Origin of the sequence: Lysobacter enzymogenes, from assembly GCF_900106525.1 — a bacterium.
GTDB classification, from domain to species: domain Bacteria; phylum Pseudomonadota; class Gammaproteobacteria; order Xanthomonadales; family Xanthomonadaceae; genus Lysobacter; species Lysobacter enzymogenes.
In genome coordinates this window covers 754587-771948 of sequence record NZ_FNOG01000002.1, presented here as the reverse complement: position 1 = coordinate 771948, position 17362 = coordinate 754587, and the positions used below count along the sequence as shown (strand labels likewise).

Below are 17362 nucleotides of genomic sequence, written 5' to 3'. Positions count from 1 at the left end.
GCGGCGCAACCGGCGCCTTCGCGTTACGGGCGCCGGAGAGGTCAACCTCCAACGAAGCGGTCTGACCAAGCGGCGCAACCTGCGCCTTCGCGTTACGGCTACCGGAGCGGTCAACCTCCAACGAAGCGGCGTCTTCCAGCGAAGAAATCCCCGCACCGCTCGACCCACCACCGTCCAGCGAGTACCCCAACGCCCCCAACACCCGCCAATACGCCGCATTGTCCGTATGCCGCAACACCAAGGCATGGCAAAGCGCATCGGCCAACGTCCCGATCCCGATCTGCAGCGTCCCGCCATCGCGCACCAAGGTGCTGGCATGGAAGCCGATCGCGTAATCCGCATCGCTCACCGGCTGGCGCGGCAAGCCGAACAACTTCGGATACGGCCCCGGCGGTGCGACCACCGCATCGAAGAACGAAGCGTCCACCGCCGCGCTGCCGTCGAGCCACGGCAGCAGCGGATCGACTTCGGCGATCAGCAGCGGCCGCGGCAATCCGCGCGCCACGATCGCGTCGACCGCGTCGAAGGTCAGGTCGGTATTGCACGACAGCGACAGCCGCGCGCTGCCGGACGGATCCGCCGCGACTTTCTGCACCACCGCGTTGACGCCGCGGTCGGCCAGGGCGCGGGCGACGTGGGTGTAGTTGAGGCTGGCGTAACGGCGCTGCGCCGCCTGCGCGTGCAGCAGCGCGCCCGACTGCAGGTAGAACTCCTCCACTTCCATATGCGCCGGCAACGCGTTGCGCTTGAGCGCCTGCACATAGGCCAGGCGCGGGAAGTCGTCGCCGAAATGGCGCTGCGCGAACGGCCGCAGGAACCGCGCTTCCAGGCTCTTGCCGGCGCCGGGCGGGTCCAGCGACAGCGCGGTGTATAGGTGCAGGCGTCGCGACGGCTCGCGTTCGGCGCGCTGGTACAGCGCGTTGAGCAGGCGGTGCGGCTTGCCCAGGCCGAGCGGCGCGCCGACGTGCAGTGCGCCGGACACGCGCTGGTAAAGGAATTCGACGGCGTCGTCGAGGGAATCGAAGCGGGCGGGTTCGGGGCGCGGGGTCGGGCTCATGGCGGCAGTATGGCATCGGCGCCGTCAACGCCGCGGCGCGAGCGCGCGGCCGCGAGGAGCAGGCGAGAGCGAGGCTTTCGCCCGCTCCTGCGCGCTTACGTCGCGAACGGCGCCGCGTCGCCCACCCGATGCACTTCCTCGGCGATCCGCCGCACTTCCTCGGGATAGTGGCTGACGTAGATCATCGGCAGCCCGCTTTCGTCGCGTACGCGCTGCAGATACGGCAGTAGTTCGTCGCGGCGGTTCATGTCGAGCATCGACAAGGGCTCGTCGAGCAGCAGGATGCGCGGTTGCGACAGCAGCGCCCGGCCCAAGGCCACGCGCTGGGTTTCGCCGCCCGACAGCCCGCCGGTGCCGCGCGCGAGCAGGGGGCCGATGCCGAGCAGTTCGACGATGTCGGCCAGTTCGAAGCGGCGCTCGCGCGCGGCCGCGCCGCGCAGGCCGTAGAGCAGGTTGGCGCGCACGTCCAGGTGCGGGAACAGGCGTGCGTCCTGGAACACGTAGCCGATGCGGCGGCGGTGCGCGGGCAGGTCGATGCGGCGGTCGCGGTCGAACAAGGTCTCGCCGGCGACGACGATGCGTCCGCGCGCCGGCCGCAGCAGCCCGGCGATGGCGTGCAGCAGCGAGGTCTTGCCGGCGCCGGAGTCGCCGACCACGGCGATCACCCGGCGCTCGCTGCGGATCGCGAACGCGCGCCGGAACGAGCCGCGGCGCAGCTCGATGTCGATATCGAAACCCGCCTGCAACGGCGCCGGCGCGGCCGCGTTCGCGCTCATCGCTGCGTTCCCGCGCGCTGGCGCTGCACCAGCCATTCGGAGGCGAACACCGCGGCGAACGACAGCGCCACCGCGACCAGCGCCAGCCGCAGCACGCCCGATTCGGCGCCGGGCGTCTGCATCAGGCCCCAGATCGCCGACGACAGGGTCTGGGTTTCGCCGGCGATGTTGGACACGAAGGTGATGGTTGCGCCGAACTCGCCCAGCGCCTTGGCGAAGCACAACACCGCGCCGGCCAGCAGGCCCGGCCAGGCCAGCGGCAAGGTCACGCTGAAGAACACCCGCCACGGGTTGGCGCCGAGTGTGGACGCGGCTTGTTCCAGGCGCGGATCGACCGCTTCGATCGACAGCCGGATCGCGCGCACCATCAACGGGAAGCCCATGATCGCGCTGGCCAGGGCGGCGCCGGTCCAGCGGAACGCGAACACGATGCCGAAGTGCTCGGACAGAAAACGCCCGATCGGCCCCTGCGCGCCGAAGCCGAGCAGCAGGGCGTAGCCGGTGACCACCGGCGGCACCACCAGCGGCAGGTACAGCAAGGTGTCGACCAGCAGCTTGCCGGGGAAGCGCGTGCGCGCCAGCAGCCAGCCCATCGCCACGCCGAACGGCAGGCTGCACACGGTGGCCGCGGCGGCGACCTTGAGGCTGAGCGCGATCGCGGTCAGCTCGGCAGCGCTGAAGCCGGCCCAGCCTTCGCTCATTGCGGCGTCGCGCTGTGGCTTGCGCTCGCGGCGGCCGCGTTCACGGCAGCGGCGCGAAGCCGTGGCGGCGGAAGATCGCCGCGGCCTGCTTGCCGCGCAGCCATTGCGCGAATTTCGCCGCGCCCGGATGGGCGCTGGCCTTGACCACGGCGACCGGGTAAACGATCGGCGCATGGCTGTCGGCGGGGAAGGTCGCCAGCACCCGCACCTTCGGCTCGGCCTGGGCGTCGCTGCCGTAGACCACGCCCAGCGGCGCTTCGCCGCGCGCCACCAGCATCAGCGCCGCGCGCACGTTCTCGCCTTCGGCCAGACGCGGTTGCACCTGCTCCCACACGCCGAATTTTTCGAACGCGGCGCGCGCGTACTTGCCGGCCGGCACGCTCGCGGTCAGCGCCACGGCGAGGCGGCCGTCGCCGAGCAGCGGGCGCAGGTCGACGCCGGGCTTGAGCGCCGGCGCCTTGGCCTTGCTGTCCTTCGGCGCGATCAGCACCAGGGTGTTGCCGAGCACGTTGCGGCGGCTGGCGTCGACGAGCAACTGGCGTTGCTGCAGGTAATCCATCCAGTCCAGGTCGGCGGAAAAGAACAGGTCGGCCGGCGCGCCCTGTTCGATCTGCCGCGCCAGCGCCGAACTGGCGGCGTAGGAGGCGCGCACCGCCTGGCCGGTCTGCTTCTGGTAGGCCGCGGCGGCTTCGTCGAGCGATTCCTTGAGGCTGGCGGCGGCGAACACGGTCAGCGGCTCGGCGCCCTTGTCCTGGGTCGGCGCAGCGCCGGCGGCGAGGGCGAAACCGAGGGCGCACAGAGCGCCGAGAAAGCGACGGCGGAGGTTCATGGGCGGGGCCGGCGGGGAGGTGGGGTCAGGGTAACCCGGGAGTGGGGCGGCAGTGCGGTTGCGCAGGGGTTTCGGGGCGATGGTCGTGTTTCGAAATCGCGGCGATACGGGGGAAATGCGGTATGGCGCAGGTGGGTTTTACCGCGCTGCTCCACATCGTCATCCCCGCGAAGGCGGGGATCCAGAGACTTCAGAGTCATGCCGCGATGAAGCCCTGGATTCCCGCTTTCGCGGGAATGACGGTAGGTGGGGGTCGCGGTAGGTGGGCTTTATGGCAGGTGGCTTTCACTGCGCCACTCCCACGCCGTCATCCCCGCGAAGGCGGATCCAGAGACTTCAGAGTCATGCTGCGATGAAGCCCTGGATTCCCGCTTTCGCAGGAATGACGATAGGTGGGGTTCGCGGTAGGTGGGTTTCATGGCAGGTGGCTTTCACCGCGCCACTCCATGCCGTCATCCCCGTGAAGGTGGGGATCCAGAACAGGCGGGTTTCACTACGCCCCTTCATGCCGTCATCCCCGCGAACGCGGGGATCCAGAGACTTCAGCGCCATGTTTCGGCAAACGCCGGGACATCGCTACCGCAGAAACTGCAGCACACTGACCGAACCCGACCCGACCCCGACCTCAAACGTCCGCGTCGCCCACCCGAATCGACTCCACCTGACGCACCCAGCGCGCCGGGCGCGATTCGCCGGGGACGATCAGGCGCCACGGGCCGTCGCCGGGCGGCAGGTCGGCGCCGTTGCAGCGGCGGGTCAGCACCACCGGGCGGTTGCCCAGGCTGGGGTCGAGTTCGGCGAGCGAGAACGCGGCGCGGTAGCCGTCGCGCGCGCGCACTTGCGCGATCCGCGACAACTGCGCGCCGCGCAGCGGTTCGGCCGGCATCGCGCCGCTGGCGCGCAGCAGTTCGACCAGGGCCACGCCTTCGCAGCTGAGCTTGCGGCCGTGCGCGCTGCCTTCGGCCTTCACCTGCGGCAGCTTGGCCAGCACCGCTTCGTCCAGCTTCACTTCCACCGCGCCTTGCGGCATCGCGGCGGGCGCGGCTTCGCCGTGGCGATGCCCGGCGTGCGCGGCGAAGCCGGCGGCCAACAGCGCCGGCAGGACGAACAGACGGCTCTTGATGAGACGGTGCTCGGACGAGCGGCCTTCGAACGCAGCACTTTCCAACAGACGGCTTGCGAACAAAGGGTTCCCGAACAGGCGGCTCGCGAACAATCGAATCCCGATCCGGCGCATGCGCTTCCTCACAATTGGTCGAGCGGCAGTTTCAGGTAGCGCACGCCGTTGGCTTCCGGCTCCGGCAGGGCGCCGCCGCGCAGGTTCACCTGCAGCGCCGGCAGGATCAATGCCGGCACCGCCAGGGTGCGGTCGCGCGTTTCGCGCAGGGCCACGAACTCGGCCTCGGCGGTGTCGGCGCGGACATGGACGTTGTCGCGCTTCTGCGCGCCGATGCGGGTCTCGCAGGCCGGCTCGCGCCCGTCCTTGCCGTAGTCGTGGCAGACGAACACGCGGGTGGCGTCGTCCAGGCGGTACAGGCGCTGGATCGACTGGTACAGCATCGCCGCGTCGCCGCCGGGGAAATCGCAGCGGGCGGTGCCGCTGTCGGGCAGGAACAGCGAATCGCCGACGAACAGCGCGTCGCCGATCAGATAGGCCAGGCTGTCCTGGGTGTGGCCCGGCACCGGGATCGCGCGTGCGGCCAGCGCGCCGACGGCGAAGTCCTCGTCGTCGTCGAACAAATGATCGAACCCGGCCTCGGCGTCGTCGGCCAGGCCGAACAGCGGCGCGAACACCCGCCGCACTTCGCCGATGCGGCGGCCGATCGCCAGCTGCGGCGCATGGCCGGTCTGCGCGCGCAAGCGTTCGCGCAACGCGTGGGCGGCGCTGAGGTGGTCGGCGTGGGCGTGGGTTTCCAGCAACCAGTCGATGCGCAGGCCGTCGGCGGCGGCGCGTTCGAGCAAGGCCGCGGCGCTGTCCAGGCCGGTGCGGCCCGAGCGCGGGTCGAAGTCGAGCACCGGGTCGAGGATGGCCGCCGCGCGCGTGGCCGGGTCGGCGACCAGATAGCTCCAGGTGCCGGTGTCGCGGTGGTGGAAGGCGCTGACCTGCGGCGCGGCGGCGTTGGACTCGGGCGGCGGCATGGCGGCTCTCGGTGCGGCGGGGCCTGTGCGGAACGCGCCGCGCGGGCCGGAGCGGCGCAGCGCGCCGCGGCGGTCAGCGGCCCGGCGCCAGGGCGGCGTCGAGCAGCTTGGCCAGGTGTTCGCCGCCCAGGCGCAGTTGGGTTTCGGCCAGCGGCCGCCAGGTGGCGACGTAGTCGGGGGCCAGCTTGTGCGTGGGCGGGTAGAAACCCGGTTGCCGCATCAGTTTGCACGATTCCTCGGCCCAGTCGGCGGCCGGCGGCGGCAGCGCCAGGGCGCTGACCGCGGGCACCTGGATGTCCTTGAGTTTGGCCAGGTACTTATCGTCATCGAGCTTGCTCATGTTGAGCATGCCGCTGTCCCACAGCGAATGCAGGTTGCCGCCGTAGCCGCCGGGACGCTCGCCGGGGATGGCGAGCTGGAAGCTATTGCCGCCCTTGTCGCGGGCGTAGCCGACGTGCAGCGGCTGGTGCACGTCGCCGACCAGGTGGACGACGAATTTCAGCGCCTCCAGGCGTTCGGCCTTGGGCTTGCTGCGGTCGGCCAGGATCGCGGTCTGGGCGAGGATCGCGGCGACCGCACAGTTGCCGTCGGGGCAATCGCGGGCGGCGTCGTACTGGCAGTCGCCGTCTTCGGGCAGGTCGATGTAATGCCACTTGGCGCTGCGCTTGCCCAGTTCCGGCTTCTCGTCGCGCAGCAGGTCGGCCCAGTTGGCGATGCCGGGCAGGGTCGGGTCGGGTTCGCCGGCGAGCAGCTTTTGCGCTTCGGCGCGCGCGGCTGGGGACATTTCGTCCCAGGCCAGCTCGGCGACCAGTCGATGGCCTTGGCGGCCCCAGGCCAGGGCCGGCAGCGGCAGGGCGGCGGACACGACGGCGAGCACGACGGCGGCGTCGAGCAGGCGGCGGGCGAAGCGGGGGCGGGTGCGCGGTTCGATCATGGCGCGCACTCTACCGGAGCCGGCGGCGCGGGCCGCTGTCCGAAGCTGGCGGTGCGCGGCGGGCCGGCACCAAAGCGTCTGGCCTGAAGGCCCTCCCACAAGAGCGGTGCCAGGCCGGCTTGCGAAGGCCTTCAGGGCTTTTGTGGGAGGGCCTTCAGGCCCGACGCTTTCCGCTCCGCCGCTAAGCACCGGTCACCAAGCACCCGCAGCCAGGCACTGCACCAACGCAAAGGCCGCGCCCTGCGACAGGCGCGGCCTTCGGCAACGCGAGCGCCGCTCAGAACTTGAACACGTACGCCAGCCCGTACACCAGCGGATCGATGTTGGCCTTGCCGATCTTCGTGCCGTTGAGCTTGACGTCGCTGCCGATGTCCATCCAGCGCGCGTCGACCCGGATCGCGCCGCGCTCGTTGAGGATGAAGTCCACGCCCACGTGCGCGGCCACGCCGACCGAATCCTCCAGCTTGAGTTTGGCCCCGCGCAGCGGGCCGGTGGTCTTCTCGCTGAAGAAGGTCGTGTAGTTCACGCCCACGCCGACGAACGGCGAGACCACGCCCTGGCTGTTCCAGTGGTACTGCAGCGAGAACGTCGGCGGCAGGTGCTTGGTGGTGGCGACCTTGCCCAGGCCCTTGATGTCGATGTCGTGCTTGAACGGAGTGGCCGCCAGCACTTCGATGCCCAGGTTGTCGCGGAAGAAGTATTCGAACGTGACGGTGGGCTGGACGTTGTCGCCGATCTCCAACTGGGCCGTGCCGCCCAGCAGCGAGCCGTTGTTGGACTTGGGCTGGACCTGGTGGGCGCCGACGCCGAGGGTGAAGGTGCCGGCTTGCTGGGCCAGGGCCGGATGGGCCGCACAGGCGAGCGCGGCGGCGACGAGGCCGCCGATCAGTCGATGGTTCATTCCTGGAGTCCCCCTTGCAGATGAGTACGGAATGCTTGGTTTTCTGAACAGGCCGAGGCCTGCCGCGCACTCTAAAGGCGCAAGAAAACGGCAAACCTTGATTGCCATCGCAGTCCCGCCGCGACTCACCGACGCTCTCCGCACCCGCGTCGCCGGACTGCGACGCCGGCCCCGCCTTGCTAGAATGGCGGTTTCCCCACTTCGACCCGCCCCGGCGGCCGCAGGAGTTATGTCAATGACGATCAAGGTAGGCATCAACGGCTTCGGCCGCATCGGGCGCAACGTGCTGCGCGCGGCCGTGCAGAACTTCGACGGCGAGATCGAAATCGTCGCGATCAACGATCTGCTGGAGCCGGACTACCTGGCCTACATGCTGCAGTACGACTCGGTCCACGGCCGCTTCAAGGGTACCGTGGCGGTCGAAGGCAACACCCTGATCGTCAACGGCAAGAAGATCCGCCTGACCCAGGAACGCGACCCGGCCAACCTCAAGTGGGACGAGGTCGGCGCGGAAGTCGTCATCGAATCCACCGGCCTGTTCCTGGACAAGACCACCGCGCAGAAGCACCTCGACGCCGGCGCCAAGAAGGTGGTGCTGTCGGCGCCGTCGAAGGACGACACGCCGATGTTCGTCTTTGGGGTCAACGACAAGACCTACAAGGGCGAGGCGATCGTCTCCAACGCCTCGTGCACGACCAACTGCCTGGCGCCGCTGGCCAAGGTGCTCAACGACAAGTGGGGCATCAAGCGCGGCCTGATGACCACCGTGCACGCCGCCACCGCCACCCAGAAGACCGTCGACGGCCCGTCCAACAAGGACTGGCGCGGCGGCCGCGGCATCCTGGAAAACATCATCCCGTCCAGCACCGGCGCGGCCAAGGCGGTCGGCGTGGTGATCCCGGAGCTCAACAAGAAGCTCACCGGCATGTCGTTCCGCGTGCCCACGTCCGACGTGTCGGTGGTCGACCTGACCGTCGAGCTGGTCAAGGACGCCACCTACGCCGAGATCTGCGCCGAGATGAAGGCGCAGTCGGAAGGCGCGCTCAAGGGCGTGCTGGGCTACACCGAGGACAAGGTCGTCGCCACCGACTTCCGCGGCGACGCGCGCACCTCGATCTTCGACGCCGAAGCCGGCATCGCGCTCGACGGCACCTTCGTCAAGCTGGTGAGCTGGTACGACAACGAATGGGGCTACTCCAACAAGTGCCTGGAAATGGTCAAGGTCGTCGCCGGCAAGTAAGCCGGCGCGACCGGGGCGCAGACGCGAGCCGGGCATGGACGAAAGCACACCATCGCCGCCGCCTGAGGGCGGCCCGCCGCAGCGCCGCCCCTGGCGGCGACGCTGGCCGCCCGGCGTCCCCGCAAAACGAAACAGCCCCGCTCCGGCGGGGCTGTTTCGTTTTGCGCAGCACAAAAAATCGGTAGCCCGAACGGATCGCATACAGCCAACGGTACGCAACGGGCTGTACCGCCAGTTCCTGCGCCTGCTGGTGATGGCGGTGGTGCTGCCGAGCCTGGCGTTCGGCGCGGCGATGGTGTTCAGCCGCTATCGCTCGGAACTGGCGCAGATCGACGCGCACACCGTCGCCAGCGCCGACATCCTCGCCCATGAGCTCGACCAGAGCTTGATCGCGCTGCGCGCCAGCCTGCACGTGCTGGCCTCGGCCGGCGAGCGCCATCGCCTGGACTGGAACCGCGAACTGGCCGAGCTGCAACGGCGCTACCCGCCGATCCTGACCCTGATCGCCACCGACGCGCGCGGCCGCGTGGTCGGCGCGGCGCCGGCGTCCGCGGTCGGGCGCGCGATCGGGCTCGACGTCGCCGACCGCGCCTACTTCCAGGTGCCGGCGCGCAGCGGTCGCGACTATGTCTCCGATGCCTTCGTCGGCCGCGGCATCGGCCGCGATCCGCTGGTGGTGGTGTCGGTGCCGCGCTATCGCGACGGCGCGTTCGAGGGCGTGATCGAGGCCTCGCTGAGCCCGAGCCACCTGTACGACGACAGCGGCCACGGCGGCTACGAGACCGTGCTGCTGGACCGCAGCGAGCGGGTGATCCATGCCAGCGGCGGGATGGCGCTGTCGTTCATGCAACGCGCCGCCGACACCGGTTTCGGCGCGGCGCTGGGCGCGCTCGACAACGCCCGCGCGCGCGGCTCGCTGCCGGTGATGCCGGGCGGCGGACGCGCCTTCGTCGCCCGCGCGCGCACCGCCGACGGCTGGAGCCTGTATACGGTGGCGCCGCGCGAGCGCGCCGAGCGCGGCGTGTTCGAGCGGGCGATGCTGATGAGCCAGTTGCTGTTGTTGGCGGTGTTCGGGTCGGCGCTGGCGTTCGTGTGGTACGCGCGGGTGCTGGCGCGCGCCGCTTCGTCGCTGCTGCTGCGCCTGCGCGCCCTGGCCAGCGGCGCGGCGCCCGAGCCGGGCGCGCACGCCGACGACGCGCCGATGCCCGAGGAACTGCAGCCGGTGCTCGATGCCATCGTCGAGCTGTCCGGCCGGCTCGAACACGCCCACGCCGAACTGCGCCAGAGCCTGAGCGAGCGCGAGGACGAGGTGGTGCAGCGCACCGCGCAGTTGCGCGACGCCTTGCGCGAACTCGACCGGGTGGCCTGCACCGATCCCTTGACCGGCGCGCTCAACCGCCGCGGCCGCGACGAGTTCGTGCGCGCGCTGGCGGCGCAGGGCGCGCGCCTGGGCAGCGTGGCGGTGCTGCTGATCGACGTCGACCACTTCAAGGCCTACAACGACCGCTACGGCCATCGCGCCGGCGACGACGCCTTGCGCGCCTCGGTGGCGGCGATCCGCGCCGAAGTGCGCGAAGGCGCCGACGCGGTGGTGCGCACCGGCGGCGAGGAATTCTGCGTGCTGATTCCCGGCGTGGGCCGGGCGCGGGTGCTCAACATCGCCCGCGCGATCCTGCTGGGCATGTATCGGCGCGACATCGAGCATCGCGACAGCGAGCACGGGCGGTTGAGCTGCAGCATCGGCGTGGCGATGGCTTATGCGGTGGACGAGTTGGAGATGGCGATGGATCGTGCCGACGAGGCGCTGTATCGGGCCAAGCGGCGTGGGCGCAATGGGTATTGCTTTTGAGTCGGGTGGGGTCGGCGTTTGTGGGTTTTCGCTGTGTGGTGGGGTGTGTCTGCGGGTGCGGGTCGGGGGTGCGGTGGTTTTCGTCGTGGTTGCGTTGTCGCGGTCGCGGCTTGCGCCGCTCCTACAGGGTCTGCGGCAAGTTACGTATCTCCCTGTAGGAGCGACGCGAGTCGCGACCAACCGCAGCGACGTAGCTCCGCCGAACTCGCCCGAAGACCCGAGGCTCCCAGCCCGTCATTCCGGCGAAAGCCGGAATCCATTTTGATGTTGCTTGTGCTCGTCTCGTAGCAACGAGTGACGACCAGCCAACATCAACAGCTTCCGTCCGCAAGCGGCCGGGTTACTTTCTTTGTCTTGCCAAAGAAAGTAACCAAAGAAAGGCGCTTTCCTTGTTTTCGAATCAAGAGCCACTGAGGTTCGGAGCGGGCGCGGGGATGCGCCACACAGGCCATCCATGGCCTGGGTGGCGCACGGCGCGCGTCCTGCGCGCCGCCCTACGGGTCTCCTTTTGCCTGTGGCGAGTTCGGGGCGGCGGGGGGAGCGGAGAGCAACGGCAATAGCAACATGGATTCCGGCTTTCGCCGGAATCATTGAGGGTGAGAGAGAGGACGGCCGAAGTTTTTTGTCGACGAAGGCCGTCGTTCGTTCTAGGCGGCCGCAGAACCGCTGTTTGTGCTTGCGAAAACGGATGCGCCGCGCGTTGGCGCGGCGCATCCGGGGTGGGGCGCTGGCTTTAGGCTTCCGCCTGCACCGCCTCGCGCAAGCCCTGCGCCGCGCCGACCATCGCCTGCAACGCTGCGCGCACTTCCGGCCAGCCGCGGGTTTTCAGGCCGCAGTCCGGGTTGACCCACAGCTGCGCCGGTTCCAGCACGTCCAGCGCCTTGTCCAGCAGCTCGCGCATCTCGGTTTCGTCGGGCACGCGCGGGGAGTGGATGTCGTAGACGCCGGGGCCGATGCCGTTGGGGTAGCGATAACGCACGAACGCGTCGAGCAGTTCCATGCGCGAGCGCGAGGTCTCGATCGAGATCACGTCGGCGTCGAGCGCGGCGACGGCGTCGATGATGTCGTTGAACTCGGCGTAGCACATGTGGGTGTGGATCTGGGTCGCGTCATCGACGCCGCTGGCGGCCAGGCGGAAGCTTTCGCCGGCCCAGTCCAGGTACGCCGGCCAGTCGCTGCGGCGCAGCGGCAGGCCTTCGCGCAAGGCCGGTTCGTCGATCTGGATCGCGGCGATGCCGGCCGCTTCCAGGTCCAGCACTTCCTCGCGCAGCGCCAGCGCGATCTGCCGGCAGCTGTCGGCGCGCGGCTGGTCGTCGCGCACGAACGACCACTGCAGGATCGTCACCGGCCCGGTCAGCATGCCCTTGACCGGCTTGGCCGCGTGGTCCTGGGCGAAGCGGCTCCATTCCACCGTCATCGGCTTGGGCCGGGCGACGTCGCCGAACAGCACCGGCGGTTTGACGCAGCGCGAGCCGTAGCTCTGCACCCAGCCGTGCGAGGTGAAGGCGAAGCCGTCGAGCTGTTCGCCGAAGTATTCGACCATGTCGTTGCGCTCGAATTCGCCGTGCACCAGCATGTCGATGCCGAGCGCTTCCTGCTCGCGCAGGCACTGCACGGTTTCGTTCTCGAGGAAGGCGCGGTAACCGGCGTCGTCCAGGCGCCCGGCCTTGTGTTCGGCGCGGGCATGGCGCACCTGCGCGGTCTGCGGGAACGAGCCGATGGTGGTGGTCGGGAAAAGCGGCAGGTTCAGGCGCTGCTGCTGCAGGCGCGCACGCTGGGGGTAGGCGCTGGCGCGGCGGGTCATCGCCGGCTCGACTGCGGCCAGGCGCTTGCGCACCTGCGCGTTGCGCAGCAGCGGCGAGGCCAGGCGCGCGGCGCGCGCGCTGGCGGCCTTGGCCAGTTCGCCTTCGGCCGCGGCGTCGCCGGCCAGGGCGCCGGCGATCAGACGCAGCTCTTCGATCTTCTGCTTGGCGTAGGCCATCCACTGCTTCAGCGGGCCGGGCAGCTTGCGTTCCAGTTCCAGGTCGGTGGGCACGTGCAACAGCGAGCACGACGGCGCCAGCCAGCGCGCGCGCTCGCCGGCGCGGCGCGCCAGGCTCAGCGCGGCGTCGAGGTCGGCGCGCCAGATGTTGCGGCCGTCGACCACGCCCAGGCTCAGCGCGCGCTCTTGCGGCAGCAGCGGCAGCACCGCTTCGAGCTGCTGCGGCGCGCGCACCAGATCCAGGTGTAGCGCTTCCACCGGCAACTGCGCGGCCAGCGCGGCGTTGTCGCCGAGCGCGCCGAAGTAGGTGGCGAGCAGGCGCTGCGGCGAGTCGGCCTGGGCCAGCGCGTCGTAGGCGCGGCGGTAGGCGGCGCGGTCGGCGTCGTCGAGGTCCAGCGCCAGCGCCGGCTCGTCGATCTGCACCCAGCGCGCGCCGGCGGCCTTGAGCTTGGCCAGCAGTTCGGCATAGGCCGGCAGCAGCGCGTCGAGCAACTCGCGCGGGTCGCCGCCGTCGCTGCGCTTGCCGAGCTTGAGGAAGGTGACCGGGCCGACCAGCACCGGCCGCGCGTCCAGGCCCAGCGCCTGCGCCTGGGCCAGTTCCGCCAGCGGCTTGTCGGCGCGCAGGGCGAAGCGCTGGCCGGGTTCGAATTGCGGGACCAGGTAGTGGTAGTTGGTGTCGAACCACTTGGTCATTTCCAGCGCGCGCAGATCGCGGCGGCCGTCCTGCAGGCCGCGGGCGAGGGCGAAGTAGCCGGTCAGCGGGTCTTCTTCGAACGCCGCGCGGTGCGAGGCCGGGATGGCGTCGAACAGCACCGCGGTGTCGAGGACGTGGTCGTAGAGCGAGAAATCGTTGCACGGCACGCTGTCGGCGCCGGCCGCGGCGGCCAGGCGCCAGTGGCGTTCGCGCAGCGCGGCGGCGGCGGTTTGCAGCGCGGCGGCGTCGCTGTCGCCTTTCCAGAACGATTCCAGGGCTTGCTTGAGCTCGCGCCGCGCGCCGATGCGCGGGAAGCCGAGGGTGGTGACGCTGATCATGATGAGTACCTGCGATGCGTGGGCATGACGCAGGGCAACGAAGGAGACCACGGCCGCGCCCGCCCGGACGCGTGTGCGCCGGACTGCGGAACGATCCGTTGGCTTCGACCTCCGCCCCCGCGGGCGAACCGGCCCGCGCCGCCCGCGCGCGAACGCGGGACGAGGCGGAACCGGAGTCGGACGGAAGGCGCACCTTCCGGTCGCGGCAGGTCTTCGGGCTCGGGACGTTGGGGCTGGGAGATAGCGGTTAGGCGTTGGGAGACAGCGAAAGCCGATCGCTCTCTCCCAACGCCTAACCGCTATCTCCTCAGCTCCAGCCTACTGAGGCCGCTTCCCAGGCTTACCGCCCAGTGCCAAGGCCCGTTCGTTTCCCATACCGCTGCGGGGCAGCTCCGGATTCGCACCGGATTCCCTCTGGCCGGCCGCGGCGCGAACCGTGGCTGGCGTGTCCCATCGCTTTATCTGCATGAAGCGATGTTCACCGAGACGCCGCCAAGGTACGCAGCGCTCGGGGCGAAGTCAAATGACATGCAGTGTTCTGCGGGGTTGGTCGCAGCGGAGCCGAAAGCGTCGGGCCTGAAGGCCCTCCCACAGTTGCGGCTCCGCTGTGGGAGGGCCTTTCAGGCCCGACGCTCGCCGGTCCGATCGCCGCGATCGCTGCGGTTTTGCCGCAGTTGTCGGCTGCGCCGGCGCCCCGGCCGCTCTCGGCCGGGGTTCATCCGCGCCCGGCCAAGATGAAGCCTCGCCCGTGCGCGCACGCGCGCCTCGTTGAGCTTGGCCGAGGCTGCCGTTAACGTTTGCAGGCGCAGCGCGCGGCGCGGGCCAGGACGGTCCCGCGCGATCCCGACTCCGGTGGTTCGACACATGGTTCCGCAACGCTCCCCGTTCGCTCCCCGCAGGCTCCTGGCCGCCTCGCTCGCGTTGCTGTGCGCGCTGGCGCTGGCCGCCTGCGGCAAGGACGAGCCGGCGCCGTCCGGCGCCGCGGTGACCTTGGGCAGCCAGAACGACATGCCCAAGCCGGCGCCGGCCGCGGTCAGCGAGGAAGACATCCTCAAGGGCACCTACTGGCCGCCGGCCAAGCTCGACGGCGGCGTCGCCCGGATCAGCTGCGAATACGACTACCCGCGCTTCGGCGACGGCGACAAGCTCGAATCGCTGGATTTCTTCAGCCTGGTCGACGCGATGTCGCCGTGCCAGGCGCGCGGGGTGGTGCGGGTGCGCTACCAGGGCAAGATCGGCGCCGGCTTCACCGCGCTGGCGCAGCGGGTGGCGGCGATGGCCGCGCGCATGGAGATCCCGACCCGCATCCTCGACATCGATTCCAGCGGCGGCCACGTCGAAGAGGCGCTGCGCGCCGGCGACTCCATCGCCGAATCGGGCTGGGCGATCTGGGTGCGCGAGGAGTCGGTCTGCCATAGCGCCTGCGTGCTGGTGCTGGCCGCCGGCGACACCCGCTCGATCGAGGGCAAGGTCGGCATCCACCGGCTGATGCGCGACCGCTCCACCGCGACCTCGCGCGCCGAACTCAGCCGCGAGCTGCGTGCGATCAACCAGCAGGTGCGCGATTACCTGGAACGCAACGGCGTGGCCACCGCGGTCTCGGACCTGATGATGACCGTGGCCAACCGCGACCTGCGCATCCTGACCCCGGACGAGCTCAAGCAATACGGCCTGGACGGCACCAACGCCGCCCAGGACGACCTCGACCGGATCCGCCTGGCGCGCAAGTGCGGCGACGATTTCGTGCGCCGCCGCGAATCCTTCCGCCGCGCCTTCGACGCGCAGTGCATGGGCACCGGCAAGAGCTTCGAATCCATGCCCGAATGCGCCGAGCAACTGCAGTCCAAGTTCGGCTTCCCCGACAAGACCTGCCCGGGCGACAGCCCGGCCGACCTGTACGCGCGCGACCTGCCGCCGCCGTTGCTGGACGAGGTCGCCGCGGCCGAGGGCGGCGAGGGCAAGGACGCGGATGCCAAGAGCGCCGACGGCAAGCCGGCCAAGTCCGACAAGGCGGAGAAGTCGGCGAAGTAAGTCTGCGGCGGGCGAGGGGCGTCGTAGTTGGATTGGCGCGGTCGCGGCTCGCGCCGCTCCTACAGGGGCTTCGTATCCGACTGTAGGAGCGGCGCAAGCCGCGACCGCGAAAACCCGATTACGACGCCTCGTTCGTAATCGACGTCGCCTTGGAATCGAACGACGGCAGGCGCGACACCGCCGCGCCCGCCGCCGTCATCGCTCACCAATCGCGCCGCACCTGCGCCCCGCCGAACATCGCCCCGACGATCCCGGGCAGGGCCAGGAAATCGTGCGGGAACCCCAGCGCGATCGCGCTCGCGCGTTCCAGGCGCTCGATCTGCGCCGGGCTGAGCTCGACTTCCAGCGCGCCCAGGTTCTGCAGCAACTGCGCCTGGGTGCGTGCGCCGATCACCGGCACGATCGCGCCGGGCCGTTGCAGCGTCCACGCCAACGCGACCTGCGCCGCGGGGCGTTCGAGTTCGCGCGCGATCTCGACCACGACCTGCGCGATGTCCAGCGCGCGCTCGGTCAGCGCGCCGTTGCCGATGGCGACCGCGCGCCGGCCCTGCGCGGTGGCCGGGTCGAGGTCGGCGCGCGAGTATTTGCCGGTCAACACGCCCGAGGCCAACGGCGACCACGCGCTCACGCCCAGGCCGAGTTCGCGCGCCATCGGCAGCAGTTCGCGCTCGCTCTCGCGCTGGGCCAGGCTGTATTCGGTCTGCAGCGCCACCAACGGCGACCAGCCGCGCAGTTCGGCCAGGGTCTGCAGGCGCGCGGCCTGCCACGCCGGCAGGTCGGAGACGCCGGCGTAAAGCACCTTGCCGGCGCGCACCAGGTCGTCGAAGCCGCGCATGACTTCCTCGACCGGCGTGGTCGCGTCCCAGGCGTGCAGGTACAGCAGATCGATGTAGTCGGTGTCGAGCCGGCGCAGGCTGGCCTCGACCGAGCGGCGCAGGTTCTTGCGGTGGTTGCCGCCGGCGTTGGGATCGCCCGGGTCGGTGCACAGCGAAAACTTGGTGGCGATCACCAAGCGATCGCGGCGTCCCTGGGCGAAGCGGCCGAGCAGGGTTTCCGAACTTCCGCCGGTGTAGAAATTCGCGGTGTCGAAGTAATTGCCGCCGCGTTCGAGATAGGCCTCGAACACGCTGCGCGCTTCGCTTTCGTCGCTGCCCCAGCCCCAATCCTGGCCGAAGGTCATGGTGCCCAGGCAGATCGGGCTGATGCGCAGGCCGGAGCGGCCGAGGGTGCGGTAGTGGTCCAGTTGCATCGCGCGGTATCCGTGGTGGAGGTGCGGCGACTTTAGGAATCGCGCGCGCTCCGGACTATCCGCGTCTTGCGCCGGCGCGCGCACGCGCCGGATCGCTGTGTTGCATCGGCGGCCGCGTTCGCGCGGCCCCGCGCTCAGGCGGCCGGCAGCGCCGGCACCGCCGTCGGCTTGCCGTCGGCGTCGAGCGCGATCATGGTGAAGCGCCCGCGCGTGGCCAGTTGCGATTCGCCGGTCAGCAGATCCTCGCGGATCATCTCCACTTCCACCTGCATCGAGGTGCGGCCGGTTTCGACCACGCGCGCGATCAACTCCACCAGCGCGCCCTTGGGCACCGGGGTGTGGAAGTCGATCTGCTCCGAACGCGCGGTGACCACGGTGCGGCGCGCATAGCGCGAGGCGGCGATGAAGGCGGCCTTGTCCATCCACGCCAGCGCCTGGCCCCCGAACAGCGTGCCCAGGTGGTTGGTGTGGTCGGGGAAGACGATCTCGGTCATGCGGGCTTCGGTCATGGCGGAGGTGTCGGGCGTGGGGGAGGCGATGATGTCGAACATTCCAGGGCAGCATGCTCCCTCTCCCGCTGAGCGGGAGAGGGCTGGGGTGAGGGAAAGCGGTTGCGAAGATGGTGGGCGGGGCGTTTGCCCTC

13 protein-coding genes, 1 pseudogene and 1 riboswitch are annotated in these 17362 nt (G+C 70.2%); of the genes and pseudogenes, 3 read left to right on the top strand and 11 right to left on the bottom strand.

What is annotated here, in order from left to right:
- The 8 genes and pseudogenes from BLU84_RS07500 to BLU84_RS07465 all read right to left on the bottom strand — a co-directional run.
- A pseudogene (locus tag BLU84_RS07500) lies at positions 1-1057 on the bottom strand (hypothetical protein); the annotation flags it as partial.
- Between the two features lie 95 nt (positions 1058-1152).
- Positions 1153-1833, bottom strand: a complete 681-nt coding sequence (locus tag BLU84_RS07495) for an ATP-binding cassette domain-containing protein (RefSeq protein WP_074864524.1) — start codon at positions 1831-1833, stop codon at positions 1153-1155.
- Positions 1830-2534 (bottom strand): molybdate ABC transporter permease subunit, encoded by a 705-nt coding sequence (gene modB / locus BLU84_RS07490; RefSeq protein WP_074864523.1) that lies wholly within the window; start codon positions 2532-2534, stop codon positions 1830-1832. The genes BLU84_RS07495 and modB overlap by 4 nt, the downstream gene beginning before the upstream one ends.
- Positions 2535-2574: 40 nt before the next feature.
- Positions 2575-3363, bottom strand: coding sequence for a molybdate ABC transporter substrate-binding protein (modA, locus tag BLU84_RS07485; RefSeq protein ID WP_074864522.1), 789 nt, complete (start codon positions 3361-3363; stop codon positions 2575-2577).
- A gap of 625 nt (positions 3364-3988) precedes the next feature.
- Entirely contained in the window at positions 3989-4549 is a 561-nt protein-coding gene (locus BLU84_RS07480) for a molybdopterin-binding protein (RefSeq protein WP_139174764.1), read from the bottom strand.
- Positions 4550-4608: 59 nt separating this feature from the next.
- On the bottom strand, positions 4609-5502 hold the full coding sequence (locus BLU84_RS07475) for an MBL fold metallo-hydrolase (RefSeq protein ID WP_074864519.1): 894 nt from the start codon (positions 5500-5502) through the stop codon (positions 4609-4611).
- Between the two features lie 73 nt (positions 5503-5575).
- Positions 5576-6436 carry a S1/P1 nuclease gene (locus BLU84_RS07470; RefSeq protein WP_074864796.1) on the bottom strand — a complete coding sequence of 287 codons (861 nt, stop codon included), beginning with the start codon at positions 6434-6436 and terminating at the stop codon, positions 5576-5578.
- A gap of 277 nt (positions 6437-6713) precedes the next feature.
- Entirely contained in the window at positions 6714-7337 is a 624-nt protein-coding gene (locus BLU84_RS07465; protein ID WP_074864518.1) for an OmpW/AlkL family protein, read from the bottom strand.
- A gap of 235 nt (positions 7338-7572) precedes the next feature.
- Here BLU84_RS07465 and gap point away from each other — a divergent pair, with 235 nt between their 5' ends.
- Positions 7573-8577, top strand: a complete 1005-nt coding sequence (gap, locus tag BLU84_RS07460) for a type I glyceraldehyde-3-phosphate dehydrogenase (protein ID WP_074864517.1) — start codon at positions 7573-7575, stop codon at positions 8575-8577.
- A 259-nt stretch (positions 8578-8836) separates the two neighbouring features.
- Entirely contained in the window at positions 8837-10426 is a 1590-nt protein-coding gene (locus BLU84_RS07455; RefSeq protein WP_170849110.1) for a diguanylate cyclase, read from the top strand.
- Positions 10427-11159: 733 nt separating this feature from the next.
- On the opposite strand, the gene metE is transcribed toward BLU84_RS07455, so the two are convergent.
- A complete protein-coding gene (metE, locus tag BLU84_RS07450; RefSeq protein WP_074864515.1) occupies positions 11160-13439 on the bottom strand; it encodes a 5-methyltetrahydropteroyltriglutamate--homocysteine S-methyltransferase in 2280 nt (759 codons plus the stop codon).
- 187 nt (positions 13440-13626) lie between these two features.
- Positions 13627-13893, bottom strand: a riboswitch (cobalamin riboswitch).
- Between the two features lie 410 nt (positions 13894-14303).
- On the opposite strand from metE, the gene BLU84_RS07445 reads away from it, so the two are divergent.
- On the top strand, positions 14304-15470 hold the full coding sequence (locus BLU84_RS07445) for a COG3904 family protein (RefSeq protein WP_074864513.1): 1167 nt from the start codon (positions 14304-14306) through the stop codon (positions 15468-15470).
- Between the two features lie 202 nt (positions 15471-15672).
- Here BLU84_RS07445 and BLU84_RS07440 read toward each other — a convergent pair whose 3' ends face one another.
- Together BLU84_RS07440 and BLU84_RS07435 are read right to left on the bottom strand one after the other, a co-directional pair.
- On the bottom strand, positions 15673-16719 hold the full coding sequence (locus BLU84_RS07440; protein WP_074864511.1) for an aldo/keto reductase: 1047 nt from the start codon (positions 16717-16719) through the stop codon (positions 15673-15675).
- Between the two features lie 134 nt (positions 16720-16853).
- Entirely contained in the window at positions 16854-17258 is a 405-nt protein-coding gene (locus BLU84_RS07435; protein WP_083382416.1) for an acyl-CoA thioesterase, read from the bottom strand.
- Positions 17259-17362 lie beyond the last annotated feature (104 nt).

Bases quoted from the DNA above. Each gene is read 5' to 3' on its own strand.
- BLU84_RS07475 (WP_074864519.1), bottom strand. From the start codon at position 5,502: ATGCCGCCGCCCGAGTCCAACGCCGCCGCGCCGCAGGTCAGCGCCTTC.
- BLU84_RS07445 (WP_074864513.1), top strand. From the start codon at position 14,304: ATGGTTCCGCAACGCTCCCCGTTCGCTCCCCGCAGGCTCCTGGCCGCC.
- BLU84_RS07440 (WP_074864511.1), bottom strand. From the start codon at position 16,719: ATGCAACTGGACCACTACCGCACCCTCGGCCGCTCCGGCCTGCGCATC.
- modA (WP_074864522.1), bottom strand. From the start codon at position 3,363: ATGAACCTCCGCCGTCGCTTTCTCGGCGCTCTGTGCGCCCTCGGTTTC.
- gap (WP_074864517.1), top strand. From the start codon at position 7,573: ATGACGATCAAGGTAGGCATCAACGGCTTCGGCCGCATCGGGCGCAAC.
- BLU84_RS07495 (WP_074864524.1), bottom strand. From the start codon at position 1,833: ATGAGCGCGAACGCGGCCGCGCCGGCGCCGTTGCAGGCGGGTTTCGAT.
- BLU84_RS07470 (WP_074864796.1), bottom strand. From the start codon at position 6,436: ATGATCGAACCGCGCACCCGCCCCCGCTTCGCCCGCCGCCTGCTCGAC.
- BLU84_RS07465 (WP_074864518.1), bottom strand. From the start codon at position 7,337: ATGAACCATCGACTGATCGGCGGCCTCGTCGCCGCCGCGCTCGCCTGT.
- metE (WP_074864515.1), bottom strand. From the start codon at position 13,439: ATGATCAGCGTCACCACCCTCGGCTTCCCGCGCATCGGCGCGCGGCGC.
- modB (WP_074864523.1), bottom strand. From the start codon at position 2,534: ATGAGCGAAGGCTGGGCCGGCTTCAGCGCTGCCGAGCTGACCGCGATC.